This window comes from Streptomyces sp. NPDC001663 (assembly GCF_042893105.1).
Lineage (GTDB): Bacteria > Actinomycetota > Actinomycetes > Streptomycetales > Streptomycetaceae > Streptomyces.
Genome location: NZ_JBIAUR010000008.1, coordinates 119,838 through 140,056 on the forward strand (window position 1 = coordinate 119,838; position 20,219 = coordinate 140,056).

The 20,219-nt window shown below is 70.9% G+C and carries 15 protein-coding genes; 6 read left to right on the forward strand and 9 right to left on the reverse strand.

The annotated features are described in order from the left end of the window. Positions 1-184 precede the first annotated feature (184 nt). The 3 genes from ACFY1L_RS25725 to ACFY1L_RS25735 form a co-directional block, all read right to left on the reverse strand. Positions 185-1,645, reverse strand: coding sequence for a glutamate synthase subunit beta (locus tag ACFY1L_RS25725; RefSeq protein WP_388828740.1), 1,461 nt, complete (start codon positions 1,643-1,645; stop codon positions 185-187). Next, on the reverse strand, positions 1,638-6,239 hold the full coding sequence (gltB, locus tag ACFY1L_RS25730) for a glutamate synthase large subunit (protein ID WP_388828743.1): 4,602 nt from the start codon (positions 6,237-6,239) through the stop codon (positions 1,638-1,640). Before gltB ends, ACFY1L_RS25725 begins: the two co-directional genes overlap by 8 nt. Positions 6,240-6,607: 368 nt before the next feature. After that, positions 6,608-7,339, reverse strand: coding sequence for a VIT1/CCC1 transporter family protein (locus ACFY1L_RS25735; RefSeq protein WP_388828746.1), 732 nt, complete (start codon positions 7,337-7,339; stop codon positions 6,608-6,610). 287 nt (positions 7,340-7,626) lie between these two features. On the opposite strand from ACFY1L_RS25735, the gene ACFY1L_RS25740 reads away from it, so the two are divergent. Genes ACFY1L_RS25740 through ACFY1L_RS25765 form a run of 6 tightly spaced genes read left to right on the forward strand, consistent with a single transcriptional unit; the run spans position 7,627 to position 14,887 of the window. Continuing rightward, positions 7,627-8,667 (forward strand): ADP-ribosylglycohydrolase family protein, encoded by a 1,041-nt coding sequence (locus tag ACFY1L_RS25740; protein ID WP_388828748.1) that lies wholly within the window; start codon positions 7,627-7,629, stop codon positions 8,665-8,667. After that, complete coding sequence (locus ACFY1L_RS25745) at positions 8,664-10,280, forward strand: ADP-ribosylglycohydrolase family protein (protein ID WP_388828751.1); 1,617 nt, start codon at positions 8,664-8,666, stop codon at positions 10,278-10,280. The genes ACFY1L_RS25740 and ACFY1L_RS25745 overlap by 4 nt, the downstream gene beginning before the upstream one ends. A gap of 8 nt (positions 10,281-10,288) precedes the next feature. After that, the gene (locus ACFY1L_RS25750; protein WP_388828754.1) at positions 10,289-11,455 is read left to right on the forward strand and encodes an ADP-ribosylglycohydrolase family protein; all 1,167 of its coding nucleotides are present in this window, start codon (positions 10,289-10,291) and stop codon (positions 11,453-11,455) included. Continuing rightward, the gene (locus ACFY1L_RS25755) at positions 11,443-12,807 is read left to right on the forward strand and encodes an ADP-ribosylglycohydrolase family protein (RefSeq protein ID WP_388828757.1); all 1,365 of its coding nucleotides are present in this window, start codon (positions 11,443-11,445) and stop codon (positions 12,805-12,807) included. The genes ACFY1L_RS25750 and ACFY1L_RS25755 overlap by 13 nt, the downstream gene beginning before the upstream one ends. After that, positions 12,804-14,042: a CaiB/BaiF CoA transferase family protein gene (locus ACFY1L_RS25760; protein WP_388828760.1), complete on the forward strand. Its 1,239-nt coding sequence runs from the start codon at positions 12,804-12,806 to the stop codon at positions 14,040-14,042. The genes ACFY1L_RS25755 and ACFY1L_RS25760 overlap by 4 nt, the downstream gene beginning before the upstream one ends. Then, entirely contained in the window at positions 14,039-14,887 is an 849-nt protein-coding gene (locus ACFY1L_RS25765; protein ID WP_388828763.1) for an HpcH/HpaI aldolase/citrate lyase family protein, read from the forward strand. The genes ACFY1L_RS25760 and ACFY1L_RS25765 overlap by 4 nt, the downstream gene beginning before the upstream one ends. Before the next feature lie 46 nt (positions 14,888-14,933). On the opposite strand, the gene lgt is transcribed toward ACFY1L_RS25765, so the two are convergent. From lgt to trpC, 6 genes are all read right to left on the reverse strand, one after another. Beyond that, positions 14,934-15,914: a prolipoprotein diacylglyceryl transferase gene (gene lgt, locus ACFY1L_RS25770; protein ID WP_388828766.1), complete on the reverse strand. Its 981-nt coding sequence runs from the start codon at positions 15,912-15,914 to the stop codon at positions 14,934-14,936. A gap of 84 nt (positions 15,915-15,998) precedes the next feature. Beyond that, complete coding sequence (locus ACFY1L_RS25775; RefSeq protein WP_388828769.1) at positions 15,999-16,775, reverse strand: DsbA family protein; 777 nt, start codon at positions 16,773-16,775, stop codon at positions 15,999-16,001. Between the two features lie 101 nt (positions 16,776-16,876). Further along, positions 16,877-17,695 (reverse strand): tryptophan synthase subunit alpha, encoded by an 819-nt coding sequence (gene trpA, locus ACFY1L_RS25780; RefSeq protein ID WP_388828774.1) that lies wholly within the window; start codon positions 17,693-17,695, stop codon positions 16,877-16,879. Next, positions 17,692-18,975: a tryptophan synthase subunit beta gene (gene trpB / locus ACFY1L_RS25785; RefSeq protein ID WP_388828777.1), complete on the reverse strand. Its 1,284-nt coding sequence runs from the start codon at positions 18,973-18,975 to the stop codon at positions 17,692-17,694. Before trpB ends, trpA begins: the two co-directional genes overlap by 4 nt. Positions 18,976-19,051: 76 nt before the next feature. Beyond that, on the reverse strand, positions 19,052-19,255 hold the full coding sequence (gene trpM, locus ACFY1L_RS25790; RefSeq protein ID WP_388828780.1) for a tryptophan biosynthesis modulator TrpM: 204 nt from the start codon (positions 19,253-19,255) through the stop codon (positions 19,052-19,054). 21 nt (positions 19,256-19,276) lie between these two features. Then, a complete protein-coding gene (gene trpC, locus ACFY1L_RS25795; RefSeq protein ID WP_388828783.1) occupies positions 19,277-20,086 on the reverse strand; it encodes an indole-3-glycerol phosphate synthase TrpC in 810 nt (269 codons plus the stop codon). Between the last annotated feature and the right edge of the window lie 133 nt (positions 20,087-20,219).

A 20,219-nucleotide genomic window follows, 5' to 3' on the forward strand; every position in this document is an offset into this window, starting at 1 on the left:
GGCACCCCACTTCTCCCGCAGCACCTCCGCCCCCGGCGTGGGGCTGGAGGCCGCATCCGGCCGAGGACATGCGGCGGCGCCTGCCCATCGTCCGGTCGGGGACTGGAAGGGCAGGCGCCGTCTGTGTTCCGTACGCCTTTGTACGGGACGTTTTTGAGGGACCGTCAGATCCCTTGTGTCACCGTCAGACCATCAGCGAACGGTCCGTCGGCCGGATCGGTGCCGGCAGGTCGCTGGCTCCGGTCAGGAAGCGGTCGCAGCCGCGGGCGGCCGAGCGGCCCTCCGCGATCGCCCACACGATGAGGGACTGGCCGCGGCCCGCGTCGCCGGCGACGAAGACGCCGGGGACGTTGGTCTGGAAGCCGGCGTCGCGGGCGATGTTGCCGCGCTCGTCGAGGTCCAGGCCGAACTGCTCGACCAGGCCGTTCTCGCGGTCGGTGCCCGTGAAGCCCATGGCCAGCGTCACCAGCTGGGCGGGGATCTTGCGCTCCGTGCCCGGCTTCTGGGTCAGCTTGCCGTCGACGAACTCGACCTCGACCAGGTGCAGCCACTGGACGTTGCCGTCCTCGTCGCCCTCGAAGTGGGTCGTCGAGACGGAGTAGACCCGCTCGCCGCCCTCCTCGTGCGCGGAGGTGACCTTGTAGAGCATCGGGAACGTCGGCCAGGGCTGGCCCGGGTTCCGCTCCTCGCCCGGGCGGGGCATGATCTCCAGCTGCGTCACCGAGGCCGCGCCCTGGCGGTGGGCGGTGCCCACACAGTCCGCACCGGTGTCGCCGCCGCCGATGACCACGACGTGCTTGCCCTCGGCCGAGACGGGCGAGACCACGTAGTCGCCCTCCTGGACCTTGTTCGACAGGGGCAGGTACTCCATGGCCTGGTAGATGCCCTTGAGCTCGCGGCCCGGCACCGGCAGGTCACGCGCGGTCGTCGCACCGGCGGCGATGACGACGGCGTCGTAGCGCTTCTTGAGGTCGGTCGCCTTGAGGTCGCGGCCGATCTCGATGCCGGTACGGAAGCGGGTGCCCTCCGCGCGCATCTGCTCGATACGGCGGTTGATGTGCCGCTTCTCCATCTTGAACTCGGGGATGCCGTACCGGAGAAGGCCTCCGATGCGGTCCGCGCGCTCGTAGACGGCGACGGTGTGGCCGGCCCGCGTGAGCTGCTGGGCGGCGGCCAGGCCCGCCGGGCCCGAGCCGATCACCGCGACGGTCTTGCCGGACAGGCGCTCCGGGGCCTGCGGTGCGACGTCACCGCTGTCCCACGCCTTGTCGATGATCGAGACCTCGACGTTCTTGATGGTCACCGCGGGCTGGTTGATGCCCAGCACACAGGCCGACTCGCAGGGGGCCGGGCAGAGGCGACCGGTGAACTCCGGGAAGTTGTTGGTCGCGTGCAGACGCTCCGAGGCGGCGGCCCAGTCCTCGCGGTAGGCGTAGTCGTTCCACTCGGGGATCAGGTTTCCGAGCGGACAGCCGTTGTGACAGAACGGGATGCCGCAGTCCATGCAGCGGCTGGCCTGCTTGCTGATGATCGGCAGCAGGGAGCCGGGGACGTAGACCTCGTTCCAGTCCTTCAGGCGCTCCTCGACGGGACGGGACTTGGCGACCTCGCGGCCGTGGTTCAGAAAGCCCTTCGGGTCAGCCATTGATCGCCGCCTCCATCATCTTCTCGGTGATCTCGGACTCGGAGAGTCCCGCCTGCTCGGCGGCGTCCTTGGCGGCGAGCACTGCCTTGTACGTGCTGGGGATGATCTTGCTGAAGCGCTCGACGGCGGTGTCCCACTCGGCGAGCAGCTTCTCGGCGACCGTGGAGCCCGTCTCCTCCTGGTGCCGGCGCACGACGTCGTGCAGCCACTGCTTGTCGGTGTCGTCGAGGGCCTCCACGGCGCTGACGTTGCCGACGTTGACGTTGTCGATGTTCAGGTCGACGACGTACGCGATACCGCCCGACATGCCGGCCGCGAAGTTGCGGCCCGTCTCGCCGAGGACCACCGCACGACCGCCGGTCATGTACTCGCAGCCGTGGTCGCCCACGCCCTCGGAGACGACCGTCGCGCCGGAGTTGCGGACGCAGAACCGCTCGCCCGTACGACCGCGCAGGAACAGCTCGCCGCCGGTCGCGCCGTAGGCGATGGTGTTGCCCGCGATCGTCGAGAACTCGGCGAGGTGGTCGGCACCCCGGTCCGGACGGACGATGACGCGGCCACCGGAGAGGCCCTTGCCGACGTAGTCGTTGGCGTCGCCCTCCAGGCGCAGCGTGACACCGCGCGGGAGGAAGGCGCCGAAGGACTGGCCCGCGGAGCCGGTGAAGGTGATGTCGATGGTGTCATCGGGCAGGCCCGCACCGCCGAACTTCTTCGTCACCTCGTGGCCGAGCATGGTGCCGACCGTGCGGTTGATGTTGCGGATGGCGACCTGGGCGCGCACCGGCTGGGCGTCGGTGGCGCTGGACGCGGCCAGGGCGTCGGCGGCGAGCTTGATCAGCTCGTTGTCGAGCGCCTTCTCCAGGCCGTGGTCCTGCTCGATGATCTGGTGGCGCACCGCGCCCTCGGCCAGCTCGGGCACGTGGAACAGCGGCTCGAGGTCCAGGCCCTGCGCCTTCCAGTGGTCGACCGCGCGGGTCACATCGAGCGCCTCGGCGTGGCCGACGGCCTCCTCGATGGAGCGGAAGCCCAGCTCGGCGAGGATCTCGCGGACCTCTTGGGCGATGTACTGGAAGAAGTTGACGACGTACTCGGCCTTGCCGGAGAAGCGGTCGCGCAGGGTCGGGTTCTGGGTGGCGATGCCGACCGGGCAGGTGTCCAGGTGGCAGACGCGCATCATGATGCAGCCGGAGACGACGAGCGGCGCGGTCGCGAAACCGAACTCCTCGGCGCCGAGCAGCGCGGCGATGACGACGTCACGGCCGGTCTTCAGCTGCCCGTCGGTCTGTACGACGATGCGGTCGCGCAGGCCGTTGAGCAGCAGGGTCTGCTGGGTCTCGGCGAGGCCGAGCTCCCAGGGACCGCCCGCGTGCTTCAGAGAGGTAAGGGGAGAAGCACCCGTACCACCGTCGTGACCCGAGATGAGCACGACGTCCGCGTGCGCCTTCGACACACCCGCGGCGACCGTGCCGACGCCGACCTCGGAGACCAGCTTGACGTGAATCCGCGCCTGCGGGTTCGCGTTCTTCAGGTCGTGGATCAGCTGGGCCAGGTCCTCGATGGAGTAGATGTCGTGGTGCGGCGGCGGGGAGATGAGGCCCACGCCCGGCGTCGAGTGACGCGTCTTCGCGACCCACGGGTACACCTTGTGGCCGGGCAGCTGACCGCCCTCACCGGGCTTGGCGCCCTGGGCCATCTTGATCTGGATGTCGTCCGCGTTGACCAGGTACTCCGAGGTCACACCGAAGCGGCCGGAGGCGACCTGCTTGATGGCGCTGCGCCGGGCCGGGTCGTAGAGACGGTCCGGGTCCTCGCCGCCCTCACCGGTGTTGGACTTGCCGCCCAGCTGGTTCATGGCGATGGCGAGAGTCTCGTGCGCCTCGCGCGAGATGGAGCCGTACGACATGGCGCCGGTGGAGAAGCGCTTGACGATCTCGGAGACCGGCTCGACCTCGTCGATGGAGATCGGCGCGCGGCCTTCGACACCGGACTTGAAACCGAACAGGCCGCGCAGCGTCATCAGGCGCTCGGACTGCTCGTTCACGCGCTCGGTGTACTTCTTGAAGATGTCGTAGCGGCCGGTGCGCGTGGAGTGCTGCAGACGGAAGACCGTCTCCGGGTCGAACAGGTGCGGCTCGCCCTCGCGGCGCCACTGGTACTCGCCGCCTATCTCCAGCGCACGGTGCGCGGGCGCGATGCCCGAGGCCGGGTACGCCTTCGCGTGGCGGGCGGCGACCTCCTTGGCGATGACGTCGATGCCGACGCCGCCGATCTTGGTGGCCGTGCCGTTGAAGTACTTCTCGACGAAGGCGTCGTCGAGACCGACGGCCTCGAAGACCTGGGCGCCGCGGTAGGAGGCGACGGTCGAGATGCCCATCTTGGACATGACCTTCAGAACGCCCTTGCCGAGGGCGTAGATCAGGTTGCGGATGGCCTGCTCGGCCTCGATGTCCGAGAGGAAGGTGCCGGCGCGGACCAGGTCCTCGACCGACTCCATCGCCAGGTACGGGTTCACGGCCGCGGCACCGAAGCCGATGAGCAGCGCGACGTGGTGGACCTCGCGGACGTCACCGGCCTCGACCAGCAGACCCACCTGAGTGCGCTGCTTGGTGCGGATGAGGTGGTGGTGCACGGCCGCGGTGAGCAGCAGCGACGGGATCGGCGCGTGCTCGGCGTCCGAGTGGCGGTCCGACAGGACGATCAGCCGGGCGCCGTTCTCGATCGCGGCGTCGGCCTCGGTGCAGATCTCCTCGATGCGGGCGGCGAGGGAGTCGCCGCCGCCGGAGACCCGGTACAGACCGGACAGGGTCGCGGCCTTGAAGCCCGGCATGTCGCCGTCGGCGTTGATGTGGATGAGCTTGGCCAGCTCGTCGTTGTCGATCACCGGGAAGGGCAGGGTGACCGAGCGGCACGAAGCGGCGGTCGGCTCGAGGAGGTTGCTCGCGGGGCCCAGGGACGAGCGCAGCGAGGTCACGAGCTCCTCGCGGATCGCGTCCAGCGGCGGGTTGGTGACCTGCGCGAACAGCTGGGTGAAGTAGTCGAAGAGCAGACGCGGGCGCGAGGACAGCGCGGCGATCGGCGAGTCCGTGCCCATCGAACCGATCGGCTCGGCACCGGCCTTGGCCATCGGCGCGAGGATGACGCGCAGTTCCTCCTCGGTGTAACCGAAGGTCTGCTGGCGGCGGGTGACCGAGGCGTGCGTGTGCACGATGTGCTCGCGCTCGGGCAGGTCGGACAGCTCGATCTCGCCGGCCTCCAGCCACTCCGCGTACGGGTGCTCGGCGGCGAGGCCGGCCTTGATCTCGTCGTCCTCGATGATGCGGTGCTCGACCGTGTCGACGAGGAACATACGGCCCGGCTGCAGCCGGCCCTTGCGGACGACCTTGGCGGGGTCGATGTCGAGGACGCCGACCTCGGAGCCGAGGACGACCAGGCCCTCGTCGGTGACCCAGTAGCGGCCGGGGCGAAGGCCGTTGCGGTCGAGGACCGCGCCGACCTGCTTGCCGTCGGTGAAGGTGACACAGGCCGGGCCGTCCCAGGGCTCCATCATCGTGGAGTGGAACTGGTAGAAGGCGCGCCGGGCCGGGTCCATGGAGTCGTGGTTCTCCCACGCCTCCGGGATCATCATCAGCACGGAGTGCGGCAGCGAACGCCCGCCCAGGTGCAGGAGTTCGAGCACCTCGTCGAAGGTCGCCGAGTCGGAGGCGTCCGGCGTACAGATCGGGAAGACACGCTCCAGACCCTTGTCCCCGAACAGGTCCGAGACCAGCTGGGACTCGCGGGCGGCCATCCAGTTGCGGTTGCCCTTGACGGTGTTGATCTCACCGTTGTGCGCGACGAAGCGGTAGGGGTGCGCGAGCGGCCACGACGGGAAGGTGTTCGTGGAGAAGCGCGAGTGGACCAGGGCGACGGCCGAGCCGAAGCGGCGGTCGGACAGGTCCGGGAAGAAGGGCTCCAGCTGACCGGTGGTCAGCATGCCCTTGTAGACGATGGTGCGGGCCGAGAGCGACGGGAAGTAGACACCGACCTCACGCTCGGCGCGCTTGCGCAGCGCGAAGGCCTTGCGGTCGAGGACGATGTCCTTCGACGAACCGTCCGTGACGAAGATCTGGCGGAAGACCGGCATCGTCGAACGGGCGGTGGCGCCCAGCAGTTCGGGCGCGACCGGAACCTCGCGCCAGCCGAGGACGGTGAGGCCCTCGTCGGCTGCGATCGTCTCGATCTGTGAGACGGCCTCGGCCGTCCCCTCCTCCGGCAGGAAGGCGATACCGACCGCGTAACCGCCCGCCTCGGGCAGCTCGAATCCGGCCACCTCGCGGAAGAACGCGTCGGGAACCTGGGAGAGAATGCCGGCGCCGTCGCCGGAGTCGGGCTCGGAGCCGGTGGCGCCGCGGTGCTCGAGGTTGCGCAGAACCGTCAGGGCCTGTTCAACCAGGGTGTGGGACGCCTCGCCGGTGAGGGTTGCGACGAAACCGACGCCGCACGCGTCGCGTTCGTTGCGGGGGTCGTACATACCCTGCGCAGCAGGGCGAGCATCCATGAAGGACCAGTTCTGGCCATTCGCGGAGTGCTGGGACGGCTGGCGCGGCGTACGCATCGGCTCTCCCGTCGTCGTCTCAAGTGGCATATTCGCGTTGCCGAGGGACGACGCTGGCCCTCTGCGGAGTGCAAAATTTCGTGCAGGTTACATGATGGAGCGGTTCTCGGGAACCGGATACCGCGTTCCAGCATGCGGACACCGCGGGGTCGCGGTGGGGTACCGCGCTCGGCGGTGGAAGCTATGGGGACCGATGCGGACAGATCGGTGTCCGTCGGCCCGTGAGCGAGGGGAGCGTCGTCGCCACCCCGCGGTCGCGCGGCAGGCCTCATTGCCCACAGCGCTTACGGCTCATGCCCGGTGGTTAAGCATTCGAAACCAGCGAGTAACGGCTACTTATGCGGCCCAACGCATAACTTGTAGCCGCCCTATCCTACGGCCGTTCCGAACAGACTGCCCAGGGCGTACGTCACACCGGCCGCCGCACCACCCAGAGCGAGCTGCCGCAGACCGCTGAACCACCAGCTCCGCGCCGTCACCTTGGCCACCACAGCACCGCACGCGAACAGCCCGAAGAGCGCGAGCAGCAGGGCCGGCCACAGCACGGTCGCACCGAGCAGATACGGCAGTACGGGCAGCAGGGCGCCCAGCGCGAAGGACCCGAACGACGACACGGCCGCGACCAGCGGCGACGGCAGATCACCGGGGTCGATGCCGAGCTCCTCGCGGGCGTGTATCTCCAGGGCCTGCTCGGGATCCTGCGAAAGCTGCCGGGCGACCTCGCGGGCCAGCCCGGGCTCGACGCCTCGGGACTCGTAGAGCGCCGCGAGCTCGGCCTCCTCGTCCTTCGGGTGCTTTCGCAGCTCGGCGCGTTCCACATCCAGCTCGGCCTCGACGAGCTCGCGCTGCGAGGCGACGGACGTGTACTCACCGGCCGCCATCGAGAAGGCACCGGCGGCGAGCCCCGCAAGCCCGGTCAGCACGATGGCCTGCTGTCCCACGGCACCGCCGGCGACACCGGTCATCAGCGCGAGGTTGGAGACCAGCCCGTCCATCGCCCCGAAGACGGCGGGGCGCAGCCAGCCGCCGTTCACATCCCGGTGCGTGTGGTTGTCGCGGTGCGCCTCGTGCAGCGCGGCCTCGGTCTCGATGATCGCCATGTGCGGGAGCCTCCAGGGAAGCTAAGCCAAAGCTAAGTTTGGACAAGTTCTACTCTTCGACAACGCTGAATCTACAACCCGAATTCCACTCCTGCCAGCAAGGAAAGGCTGGGCTAACCTGCGCTTTTACATCCAGACGCTCATTCGATACGTCGACTGCACACATGTCGACCGGGTGACGCTCAGCCTTGTCCGGCTCTCCCGACGACCTCTCGGTGGGACACATGCGCAAAGGGTTCCGCGCCCCGCGTGGCGGCCCTGCGAGCAGCCCGGAGGAGAGGCCGCGTATGGCATCGATCGCCTGCATTCCCTCGGTCCCGTCCCCCGGGAACGCCGCCGAACTCCGCGAACGGGCCCGCGGCGCACTGCTCGGCCTGGCCGTCGGGGACGCCCTCGGGGCACCCGCGGAGAACCTGAAGCCGTCGGAGATCCGCGCCCGTTGGGGCCGTATCACCGGATATGTGACCGAGAAGCCGTCGGGCACGGACGACACGGAGTACGCGATCTTCTCCGGACTCCTGCTGGCCCGGCACGGCTCGGCCCTCACCCCGGCACACGTGGAGGCGGCCTGGCACGAGTGGATCGCCGACCGCGACGAGGGCCCCTTCCGGGGCGCGGGCTTCAGCGAGCGCGGCACGCTCGAGAACCTCCGCCGCGGCCTCGCGGCACCCATCTCGGCGCAGCACCGCCACGCCTGGAGCGACGGCCTCGCCATGCGCGCGGCCCCCTTCGGGGTCTTCGCCGCGGGCCGCCCCGCCGAGGCGGCCCGCCTCGCGGCGATCGACGGCTCGGTGAGCCACGACGGCGAGGGCATCTACGGCGGCCAGGCGGTCGCGGCGGGTGTGGCGGCGGCGATGGCGGGCGCACCGACGATCGCGGTGGTGGCCTCCGCGCTGGCCGTGGTCCCGGACGACTCCTGGACGGCCCGCTCCCTGCGCCGCGCCGTGGCCGTCGCCCACCGCGGCGAACGCGCGGTCCGCTCGGCGGTCGTCATCGGCGGCTACCCGTGGACCGACCTGGCCCCGGAGGCGGTCGCCCTGGCCTTCGGCGCATACGCGGCAGCCGACGGCGACTTCCGACAGGCCGTCCTCACGGCGGTGAACATGGGCCGCGACGCGGACACGACGGCCGCGGTGGCGGGCGCACTGGCGGGCGCGACACAAGGCGTCTCCGCGATCCCGCCGGAGTGGGCGGCAGCGATCGAACCTGCCCGGGGGAGCTGTCTGCCGGCGATGGCGGGGCATCACGTACTGGAGGTGGCAGATCTACTGGTGAACACGACCGCCTTCGCCTTGGCGGCGCCCGACGGGGCGGAGGCGGCCCGATGAGACCGCCGGGGCCGTGGGACGAGGGGGCGGACACCACTACGCCGGGCGCCACCGGACCGGGCGCCACCACGGCGGGCGCCACCGGCCCGGGCGCCGCCACTCCCGACGCCACCGCACCGGGCGCCACCACTCTCGGCACCGCCACTCTCGGCACCGCCACTCCGGGTGCCACCGCACCGGGCGCCACCACCGCGGGCACCGCCGCACCGGGCACCACCACCGCAGGCACCGCCGGACCGGGCGCCGCCACTCCCGACGCCGCCACTCCGGGTGCCACCGCACCGGGCGCCACCACTCCCGACGCCACCACTCCGGGCCCCACCGGGCCAACGATCACGGCGAAGCCGCACGAACCCGCGGTCGCCGACGGCGGGGGTGCCCCACCGGGGCCACCCGCACCCGACGACGAAAGTTGCACGGGCGGTGCGGGTGGGAGTGAACCCGCCGACGGCGAAGCCGAGGCGGGCGACGGCGCCCAGCGCCCGCAGGGAGCCGCCGAGGCCAAAAGAACCGTCGGCCTCCTCCTGGGGCTCGCCGCAGGCGACGCCGCAGGTTGGCCCGCCGCCCGCCACAGAGCCATCCGCCTGCCGGACTGGACCCGCCGCCTCACCCGTGAACTCGACACCTTCGCCGAGCAGAACGCCACGACCACCCTCCCCGTCCCCATCGCCCTGAACCAACCCCCGGAACCCCTCCTCCTCGGCCCCTCCGACGACGCCGAGTGGGCGGCCTTCGCCGCAGAAGCCCTCCTCCGCGCCGGAGACGACACCGCCCTGGGCGACCTCTCCCGCGAACGCCGTACGAGAGCCGCGATCGACCTGACCTGGAACGCGGTAGCCAGCGAAATCGCCGCCGCAGCGGACCGCGCACCGGAGGTCGAGTCCGCCGTCCTCCCCCTCCGCGCCCGCATCTCCGTCCGCGCAGGCCTCGGCAACCTCGCCGCCGGTCTGCGCCCGCCCGCCACCGGCCACGACAACCCCCACTACTTCGACGACGCGGCCTGCGTAAGGGCCTGCGTCCTCGCGGTGGCCCACCCCGGCGACCCCCGACCCGCCGCCGACCTGGCCGAGTTCGACGCCCGCTACACCCAGGACGGCGACGGAGTGCACGGAGCACGGGCGATGGCGGCGGCGCTGGCGCTCGCCCTGGTCGGCGCGGACGTCGGGGCGTGCGTGACGGCGGCCCTCGCCGAGCTCCCCGAGGGCACGGAGATCGGCCGCAACGCCCGCCACGCACTCGAGCTGGCCCACTCCGCCGACAACGCCTTCGCCCTGATCCCGCTCCTCGAACACCACATCGTCGACCACGTCTACAGCTACGGCATCGCCGCCGCCGAAACGGTCCCGGTCGCCCTCGCCCTGGCCACCGCGGCCCACGGCCGTATCTCGGAGGCGGTCCCGGCCGCGGCCTGTCTGTCCCGGGTCGCCGACTCGGCCCCCGCCCTGGCCGGCGCCCTCACCGGCGCGCTGGGCGGCGGCGACTCGATCCCGCCCTCCTGGCGGGAGGCCTGCCGCACCCTCTCCGGCTGCGTACTCCCCCGCCTCACCGGCACCGATCTGGTGGAACTCGCCGAACTCCTGGAAGCCGCGCAACCGGCCCGACCGAGAGGATGATTCGGGCCATGACGCCCAAACAAACAGAAACCAGTCTCGAGGACCGGATCACCGGGGCGCTCGTGGGCGCGGCGGTCGGCGACGCCCTCGGCGGCCCTGTCGAGGGCTACTCCCCCGACCAGATCCTCGAACGTCACGGCGGCCGCGTCCACGGCATCGTCGGCCCCTGGAACGGCGACGCCTGGCGCACCGCCCGCCCCGTCGCGCCGTACCACAAGGGCGACGGCCACGTCACCGACGACACGTTGCTGACGCACGCGCTGGTACGGGTCTACGACCGGGTCCGCGACCACCTCGACGCTTACGCCATCGCGGACCACCTGGTCCCGGACCTCATGACGACCCCGCGCTGGATCCCGGAGCTGGAGGCGGAGGCCCTGCCCCTCCACCGCATCTTCCTGGCGGAGAAATGGCTCGTGGCGCGCCTCCACTACGGCCACCTCGACCCTCGTGAGGCCGGCGTCGGAAACATCGTCAACTGCGGTGCCGCGATGTACATGGCCCCCGTCGGCCTGGTCAACGCGGCCAACCCGGCGGGCGCATACGCCGAGGCCCTGGACATCGCGGGCGCCCACCAGTCGTCGTACGGCAGAGAGGCGGCGGCAGTCTTCGCGGCGGCGATGGCTGCGGCCTGCGCACCGGGCGCCACCCCCGACTCGATCGTCACCACCGCGCTCTCCCTGGCCAAGGACGGCACCCGCACGGCGATCGAGCAGGTCTGCGAAGTGGCCTCCCACCACACGGACTTCGAGTCGGCGCTGGTCCCACTCCGCGAGGCGGTGGCCCCCTACGACACGGTCGGCCCGGACTACCGACACCCCTCCCTGGCCGCCCGCCGCCCCTCCCGCCTCCACGCGATCGAGGAACTGCCCATCGCCCTGGGCATGTTGACGGTCTCCGGCGGCGACTACCGCCACGCGGTCCTGGGTTCGGTCAACTACGGCCGCGACTGCGACTCCATCGCGACGATGGCGGGCGCCCTGGCAGGCGCCCTGGGCTCCCCGGTCCCGGAGACGTGGTCGAAGACGGTCGCGGAATCCAGCCGCCTGGACCTCTGGGAACCGGCAACCACCCTCACGGAGGTGACCCGGGAGATCTTCGAACGAGACGTACGCCGCCGCAGGGCCCACGAGTCGGCGTTCACGGAGATCGGAGGCCTGAGATGCTCCGACTGACGTGGGTCCAGCCGGAGGACCTGATCGGCCATGAGCTGCAACAGGCGGCCCTGGACGGCCGGGAACCCTCGACGATCGCGGCACGGTGGCGAGCGGCGGGGGGCACCGAAGCCCCGGCGCGAGCAGGCGCATCACCGGAACCGGCATCACGCTACCTACGCCTGCTGGCAAAGGACTTGCTGGACGAACTGGCGGACCTGCCAAGCAGGTTGCAGGAAGCCGAACCTACGGACCTCACAAGGATCAAGTCCCTGTGCCCGGACTGGCCGAGCGCCCCCACCCCCACGGCACCCCCCACCCAGCAGCACCTCGAAGCCGCCTGGCTGGGCCGAGCCGCCGGCTGCCTCCTCGGCAAACCGGTCGAGAAGCTCCCCCTCGAAGCCATCCGCCAACTCGCCGAATCCACCGGCAACTGGCCCCTGAACACGTACTTCACCGCCCGTGGTGTCCCTGAAGACCTCACCGCGAAGTACCCCTGGAACCGCCGCTCGGCGACAACCTCCCTCGCCGAGAACATCGACGGCATGCCCGAGGACGACGACCTCAACTACCCCCTCCTCAACCTCCTCCTGCTCCAACGCCACGGCAGAGCTTTCACCACCACGGACGTAGCAACCCTCTGGCTCGACGAACTCCCCGCCGGCCGCACGTTCACCGCCGAACGCATCGCCTACCGCAACCTGCTCCTCGGCCTGGAACCGCCCCGAACGGCCCGCCACCGCAACCCCTTCCGCGAATGGATCGGCGCCCTCATCCGCGCCGACATCCACGGCTGGACCAACCCCGGCAACCCGGCCGCAGCAGCGGAACAGGCCCATAGAGACGCCACCCTCACCCACACCGCCAACGGCGTCTACGCGGCGATGTTCACGGCAGCCGTCATCGCACAGGCCACCACCGGCACCCACGACATCCACGCCTGCCTGCGCACCGGCCTCACGGTCGTCCCCCCGCACTCCCGCCTCGCCGGGGCCGTCGCCCACGCCGTCCAACTCGCCCGTTCCACCGCCGACTTCGACACCGTCGTCGACGAACTCCACGCCACCCACGCCGCCAGACACCACTGGGTGCACGCCGTCCCCAACACCGCCCTCGTCGCCGCCGCCCTCACCCACGCGAACGGCGACTTCACCGGCTCCATCTGCCGTGCCGTCTCCGGCGGCCTGGATACCGACTCCAACGGCGCCACCGCGGGCAGCATCGCCGCCGTCCTCGCCGGCACCCCCGCCGCCCTCCCCGACCGCTGGACGGCGCCCCTCAAGAACCGACTCGCCACCTCCATCGGCGACTTCAACGGCATCGGCTTCGACACCCTCGCCCAGCTCACCCACCGGGAGGCATCCCGCCCATGACCCACGCCGACGTACCGCCCGGACACCGAGGCGCCGTAGACGTCATGAACGCCGCCCCCCTCACCGGCCTGCGCGTCCTCGACCTCGCCACCCTCTTCGCCGGCCCGCTCGCCGCGACGATGCTCGGCGACTTCGGCGCGGAGGTCATCAAGGTCGAACACCCGACGAAGCCCGACCCGTCCCGCGGCCACGGGCCCTCCAAGGACGGCGTCGGTCTCTGGTGGAAGCTCCTCGGCCGCAACAAGCACACCGTCACCCTCGACCTGTCGAAGCCGGGCGGCCGCTCCACCCTCCTGCGCCTGGCCGCCACCGCCGACGTCGTCATCGAGAACTTCCGCCCCGGCACCCTGGAGAAGTGGGACCTGGGCTGGGCGGAGCTCTCCGCCGCCAACCCGCGCCTGATCCTCACCCGGGTCACCGCCTTCGGCCAGTTCGGCCCCTACGCGCACCGCCCCGGCTTCGGCACCCTCGCCGAGGCGATGAGCGGCTTCGCCGCGATCACCGGCGAGCCGGACACACCCCCGACGCTCCCGCCCTTCGGCCTCGCCGACTCCATCGCGGGCCTGGCCACGGCCTACGCCGTCATGACCGCGCTGTCCGCCCGAGACCGCACCGGCGAGGGCCAGGTCGTCGACATGGCGATCATCGAACCGATCCTCACCGTCCTCGGCCCCCAGCCCATCTGGTACGACCAGCTCGGCCACGTCCAGCCACGCACCGGCAACCGCTCCCAGAACAACGCCCCGCGCGGCACCTACCGCACCGCCGACGGCACCTGGGTCGCCGTCTCGACCTCCGCCCAGTCGATCGCGGAACGCGTGCTGCGCCTGGTGGGCCGCCCCGAGCTGATCGACGAGCCGTGGTTCGCGACCGGCGCCGACCGCGCCCGCCACGCCGACGTCCTGGACGAGGCGGTCGGCACCTGGATCGCCGAGCGCCCCCGCGACGAGGTCCTCGCGGCCTTCGAGAAGGCGGAGGCCGCGGTGGCACCCGTCCAGGACGTACGGGAGGTGATGACCGACCCGCAGTACGCGGCCCTGAACACGATCACCACCCTCGACGACCCCGACCTCGGCCCCCTCCGCATGCAGAACGTCCTCTTCCGCCTCTCCGCCACCCCCGGCGCGATCCACTGGGCGGGCCGCCCGCACGGCGCGGACACGGAGACGGTCCTGACGGAACTCGGCCTGACCCCGGCCGAGCTGACGGCCCTGCGCGAGGAGGGCGCCGTATGAACGCGCCCCCGCTCGCGCCCCCACTCACCTGGCTCTACGCCCCCGGCGACCGCCCGCACATGGTCGCCAAGGCCCTGGTCTCCGGCGCCGACGTCATCGTCATCGACCTGGAGGACGCGGTCGCCCCGGACCGCAAGGACTACGCCCGCGCCGCCACCGCCGAACTCCTCACCACCCCGCAGCCGCTCCCGGTCCACGTCCGCGTGAACGCCCTGGACGGCCCCCTGGCACCGCGGGACCTGGAGGCGGTGGCCGCACTCCCCGGAACCTCGGGCCTACGACTGCCGAAGGTGACGTCTCCCGAACAGATCATCCGCATCGCGGAACGCACCGCCCCCGCGACCGGCGGCGCCCCCGCCCTGTACGCCCTCCTGGAAAGCGCCCTGGCCGTCGAGCACGCCCATGCCATCGCCGCGGCCCACCCCGCCCTGCACGGTATCTCCCTCGGAGAGGCGGACCTACGGGCCGACCTGGGCGTACGCGAGGACGCGGGCCTCGACTGGTCCCGCTCCCGCATCGTCGTCGCCGCGCGGGCGGCGGGCCTGCCCCCGCCGCCCCAGTCGGTCCACCCGGACATCCGCGACCTGGAGTCCCTGGCAGCCTCCTGTGCCCACGGCCGCGCCCTCGGCTTCCTCGGCGGCGCCGCCATCCATCCCCGCCAACTCCCCGTCATCGAACGGGCCTACCTGCCCACGAAGCGGGAGGTCGAGGAGGCAGAGGAAATCGTGAAGGCGGCGGCACGAAACCAGGGCGCCCAGGCACTCCCGGACGGAAAGTTCATCGACGCGGCAGTGGTGGCGGCGGCACAACGCACCCTGTCACTCGCCGGCCGAAACCAAAGATGAGGGCGCCCGCACTCTGCGGGCGCCCTCATCTCCGTACGACCAACCGTCAGCTCTTCTTCGCCGACTCTGCGTCGTCCTTCGCCTCTTCCTCGGCGCTTTCGGCTTCCTCTGGGGAGCCCTCCGCGTCCGCCTTCGGCTCCGAGGAATCCGCCTCGTCCTTCTTGAAGGACACGGCGGCCTCGCCGTCGGCCTCGGCCGCTTCCTCCGCGGCGCCCGGCTCGACCACGGTCTCCCGCCCCGGCCGCTTCTTCGCCGACACCACGATGTACGTCACCGCGAGCAGGAACACGACCAGCGCGGTCCAGTCGTTCAGCCGCAGGCCCAGGATGTGGTGGGCGTCGTCGACGCGCATGTACTCGATCCACGCCCGGCCCACGCAGTACGCGGCGACATACAGCGCGAACGCCCGTCCGTGCCCGAGCTTGAAGCGCCGGTCGGCCCAGATGACCAGGAACGCGACGCCGATGCACCACAGGGACTCGTACAGGAACGTCGGGTGGTAGTACCCGGGCACCCGGCCGTCCGCCGAGGACGTGATGTGCAGCGCCCAGGGAACGTTGGTCTCCTTGCCGTAGAGCTCCTGGTTGAACCAGTTGCCCCAGCGGCCGATCGCCTGCGCGAAGGCGATGCCGGGTGCGACGGCGTCGGCGTATGCGGGCATCGGGATGCCCCGGCGCCGGCAGCCGATCCAGGCACCCAGCCCTCCGAGCGCGATCGCGCCCCAGATGCCGAGGCCGCCCTCCCACACCTTGAAGGCGTCCACCCAGTCACGGCCCTCGCTGAAGTACAGCTCGTAGTCCGTGATCACGTGGTAGAGGCGACCGCCGACGAGGCCGAACGGCACCGCCCAGACAGCGATGTCGGCCACCGTGCCGGCCCGCCCGCCGCGGGCGATCCAGCGCTTGTTGCCGAGCCAGACCGCGACGAAGACGCCGATGATGATGCAGAACGCGTAGCCGCGCAGCGGAATGGGGCCGAGATACAGCACCCCGCGCGACGGGCTCGGAATGTAGGCAAGTTCTTCCATGGCAAGGTCGACGCTACCGTGCCGGACCGCGCCCACGGCAAGCAGCCCGGCTACGGGTCCATAACAGGCGGGTGTGAAACCGCCTTACCCCTTGTTCGCCGCCAGCACCATCTGCTTCAGCTTCGCGGGCGTCAGCGTCTGGTCCTGGTAGATGTTCTTGCCGCCCAGCAGCACGGTCGGCGTGCCGCTGAAGCCGCCGGACTTGAAGGCGGCGTTCGACTTGTCGACCCAGGCATCGTGCTTGCCGTCGTTGACGCAGGTGCGGAAGGTCGCCGTGTCGAGGCCCTTCACCTTGCCCGCCAGCTCGATCAGCTTGCTGTTGTTGCCGAAGGCGTCGTCGGTCTCCTTGGGCTGGTTCTCGTAGAGCACGTCGTGGTAGTCGCGGAACTTTCCGGCGTCCTGGGCGCAGGCCGCGGCATTGCCCGCGCGCAGGGAGCCGGTGCCGCGGAGGTTGTCGTCGATGAGCCTGACCAGGTGGTACTCGATTCTGAGCTGACCGGAGTCCGTCAGCTCGTGCAGCGTCGAGCGGTACGCCGTCTCGAAGGCCTGGCAGGCCGGACAGCGGAAGTCCTCCCAGATCGTGAGGGTCGGTTTGGCGTTGTCCTTGCCCACCGGGATCGCCAGGCCGTCCTTGCCCTGCGCGCCGGAGGGCGCCACGGCCGGGCCCGAGGCCTTGGAGTCCTTGTCCTTGCCCGCGTTCGCGGCGACCACGCCGATCACCGCCGCGAGGCCCAGGACGCAGACGACGCTCGCGCCGACGATCAGCGTCCGCCGTCGCTTCTCCGCGGACTTCTGCTTCTCACGCTCGACCGCCAGCCGCTCGCGGGCGGTGCGCTTTCCGTCACGATTCTTCTCGCTCACACCCCCAGAACGAACCGGGAAGGCGCATTGCGCCTCCCCGGTCCCAGGACCACTCGTTCGAGTGACCGAATTTTCCGTTACGAGCAGTAAAGCGAGTGGATCTACGCCTGCCCGCGCACACCCTTGGCGAGCTCACCGGCGAGCGAGCGGACGGCCTCGACACCGGCCGCGTCGTCCGGCGCGTCCAGCATTCGCTTGACGAAGGCCGAGCCGACGATCACGCCGTCGGCGAAGCCGGCCACCTCGGCGGCCTGCTCGGTGTTGGAGACGCCGAGCCCGACGCAGACGGGCAGGTCGGTGCCGGTGGCGCGGGTCCGCTCCACCAGGTCCTGCGCCTGTGCGCCGACCGATTCGCGCGTACCCGTGACGCCCATCAGCGAGGCGGCGTACACGAAACCGGAGCCCGCCGCGGTGATCTGGGCGAGCCGCTCGTCCTTGCTGCTGGGTGCGACCACGAAGACCGTGGCGAGCCCGTGCTTCTCCGCGTGCTCCCTCCAGAGCGCCGACTCCTGCACCGGCAGGTCGGGCAGGATGCAGCCCGCCCCGCCGGCCTCGGCGAGCTCGGCGGTGAAGCGCTCGACGCCGTAGCGGTCGATGGGGTTCCAGTACGTCATGACGAGGATCGGCTTGCCGGTGGCCTCGTAGGCCTCCTTGACCGTGCGCATGACGTGCGCGATCTTGACGCCGCCGCGCAGGGCGATGTCGTCGGCGGTCTGGATGACGGGGCCGTCGAGGACGGGGTCACTGTGCGGCAGACCCACCTCGACGACGTCCGCACCGCCGTCGAGGACGGCCTTGATCGCCTCGATGCCGCCGTCCACGGTCGGGAACCCGGCGGGGAGGTAGGCGATGAGCGCCGAACGCCCCTCGGCCTTCGCGCCGGCGAGGGTTTCCGTCAACAGCTGGATGTTCCCGCTCACTTGGCGTCCCCCTCGATCTCGGCGGTGTCGGCGGCGTTGGCAGCGACCTCGGCGTCGGTGTCGTACAGGCCGAAGTAGCGGGCGGCCGTGTCCATGTCCTTGTCGCCGCGGCCGGACAGGTTTACGACGATCAGGCCGTCCTTGCCCAGCTCCTTGCCGACCTCGAGGGCACCGGCCAGCGCGTGGGCGCTCTCGATGGCCGGGATGATCCCCTCGGTGCGCGACAGCAGACGCAGGGCCTGCATCGCCGCATCGTCGGTGACCGCGCGGTACTCACCGCGGCCGGTGTCCTTGAGGTAGGAGTGCTCGGGCCCGATGCCCGGGTAGTCCAGACCGGCCGAGATCGAGTACGGCTCGGTGATCTGGCCCTCGTCGTCCTGCAGGACGTAGGAACGGGAGCCGTGCAGGATGCCGGGCTCGCCCGCGGTCAGCGTGGCCGCGTGCTCGCCGGTCTCGACGCCGTGCCCGGCCGGTTCGCAGCCGATGAGGCGTACATCGGTGTCCGGGATGAACGCGTGGAAGAGACCGATGGCGTTGGAGCCGCCGCCGACGCAGGCGACGGCGGCGTCGGGCAGGCGCCCGGCGCGCTCCAGGAGCTGGCGGCGGGCCTCGACGCCGATGACACGGTGGAAGTCGCGGACCATGGCCGGGAAGGGGTGCGGGCCGGCGACCGTACCGAAGAGGTAGTGGGTGTGGTCGACGTTGGCGACCCAGTCGCGGAACGCCTCGTTGATGGCGTCCTTGAGCGTACGGCTGCCGGACTTCACCGCGACGACCTCGGCACCGAGCATGCGCATGCGGGCCACGTTCAGGGCCTGGCGCTGGGTGTCGATCTCGCCCATGTAGATGGTGCACTCGAGGCCGAACAGCGCGCAGGCGGTGGCCGTCGCGACACCGTGCTGGCCGGCGCCGGTCTCGGCGATGACCCGGGTCTTGCCCATGCGCTTGGTGAGCAGGGCCTGGCCGAGGACGTTGTTGATCTTGTGGGAGCCGGTGTGGTTGAGGTCTTCCCGCTTGAGGAAGATCCTTGCGCCGCCGGCGTGTTCGGCGAACCTCGGCACCTCGGTGAGGGAGCTGGGGCGGCCGGTGTAGTGGACCAGCAGGTCGTCGAGCTCGCGGGCGAACTCGGGGTCGTGCTTGGCCTTGTCGTACTCGACGGCCACCTCGTCCACGGCGGCGACGAGGGCCTCCGGGATGAACTTGCCGCCGAATGCGCCGAAGTAGCCTTCGGCGCTGGGGACTTGACCCTCCGGGTCGGGGATGAAGAACTCGCTGGGCATGCGGAAACCTCACGGTGAGTGTTTGAAATGACACTAATCGCCGTGGGGGCGGGGGTTGTCAGTCGGCCTCAGGCCGTCAGTGGCTTGTCGCGCAGTTCCCCGCGCCCCTAAGGGCGCGCTGCCATCGACGGCCGTTCACCTGCCCGGGTTCGTCACCGATGACGTACCGGACCCGTCGGCCGTGCACCCTGCGCGCGGGCGCGCGGCAACCGCGGGGCCGGCAGCCGCGCGCCAGGCAGGCATATCGGTCCGAGGTCGTCAGGGTGATCGGGAGAGTCATCGGGGCAAGCCTATCGAAAGATCAGCTGCGGCCGTGCCGCAGTGCCGGGTGCTCGCCCGCTGCCACCAGGTCGGAGACCGCGGACTTCGGGTCCTTGCCGGTGACCAGGGACTCGCCCACCAGGACCGCGTCGGCGCCGGCGTTGGCGTAGGCGATGAGGTCGTGCGGGCCGCGGACGCCGGACTCGGCGATCTTGACGATGCCCTCGGGGATCTCGGGCGCGACGCGCTCGAACGTCCCGCGGTCGACCTCCAGGGTCTTCAGGTTGCGCGCGTTGATGCCGATGACCTTGGCGCCCGCGTCGACCGCGCGCTCGACCTCGTCCTCGTCGTGCACCTCGACGATCGGGGTGAGTCCGATGGACACCGCGCGCTCGATGAGGGACTCCAGGGCCGGCTGGTCGAGGGCGGCCACGATCAGCAGCGCGAGGTCGGCGCCGTACGCGCGCGCCTCCCACAGTTGGTACGAGGTGACGATGAAGTCCTTGCGCAGGACGGGGATGTCCACGCGCGCACGAACCGCCTCCAGGTCGGCCAGCGAGCCGCCGAAGCGGCGCTGCTCGGTCAGGACGGAGATGACGGCCGCGCCGCCCGCCTCGTAGTCCGCGGCGAGTCCGGCCGGGTCGGCGATCGCGGCCAGCGCGCCCTTGGAGGGGCTGGAGCGCTTGACCTCGCAGATGACCTTGACGCCGTCGCCCTTGAGGGCGGCCAGCCCGTCCTTGGCCGCGGGAGCCTTCGCCGCGCGCTCCTTGAGCTCGTCGAGGCTGACGCGCGCCTGCCGCTCCGCGAGGTCGGCACGGACTCCGTCGATGATCTCGTCGAGCACACTCACGCGAGAGGCCCCCTTTCAGACGGTTGACTGTTCAAGCGGTTGACCCAAGGGAAAAACCGATGGTCACTGCGATGGTATCCGGAGGAGGGCGTAGGCCTCGCATCCGGTTGACGCCGGTCCCACTACCTGGACA

Bases quoted from the DNA above. Each gene is read 5' to 3' on its own strand.
- lgt (WP_388828766.1), bottom strand. From the start codon at position 15,914: ATGGAAGAACTTGCCTACATTCCGAGCCCGTCGCGCGGGGTGCTGTAT.
- gltB (WP_388828743.1), bottom strand. From the start codon at position 6,239: ATGCGTACGCCGCGCCAGCCGTCCCAGCACTCCGCGAATGGCCAGAAC.
- trpB (WP_388828777.1), bottom strand. From the start codon at position 18,975: ATGCCCAGCGAGTTCTTCATCCCCGACCCGGAGGGTCAAGTCCCCAGC.
- ACFY1L_RS25735 (WP_388828746.1), bottom strand. From the start codon at position 7,339: ATGGCGATCATCGAGACCGAGGCCGCGCTGCACGAGGCGCACCGCGAC.
- ACFY1L_RS25765 (WP_388828763.1), top strand. From the start codon at position 14,039: ATGAACGCGCCCCCGCTCGCGCCCCCACTCACCTGGCTCTACGCCCCC.
- trpM (WP_388828780.1), bottom strand. From the start codon at position 19,255: ATGACTCTCCCGATCACCCTGACGACCTCGGACCGATATGCCTGCCTG.
- ACFY1L_RS25740 (WP_388828748.1), top strand. From the start codon at position 7,627: ATGGCATCGATCGCCTGCATTCCCTCGGTCCCGTCCCCCGGGAACGCC.
- ACFY1L_RS25760 (WP_388828760.1), top strand. From the start codon at position 12,804: ATGACCCACGCCGACGTACCGCCCGGACACCGAGGCGCCGTAGACGTC.
- ACFY1L_RS25755 (WP_388828757.1), top strand. From the start codon at position 11,443: ATGCTCCGACTGACGTGGGTCCAGCCGGAGGACCTGATCGGCCATGAG.
- ACFY1L_RS25725 (WP_388828740.1), bottom strand. From the start codon at position 1,645: ATGGCTGACCCGAAGGGCTTTCTGAACCACGGCCGCGAGGTCGCCAAG.
- ACFY1L_RS25745 (WP_388828751.1), top strand. From the start codon at position 8,664: ATGAGACCGCCGGGGCCGTGGGACGAGGGGGCGGACACCACTACGCCG.
- ACFY1L_RS25750 (WP_388828754.1), top strand. From the start codon at position 10,289: ATGACGCCCAAACAAACAGAAACCAGTCTCGAGGACCGGATCACCGGG.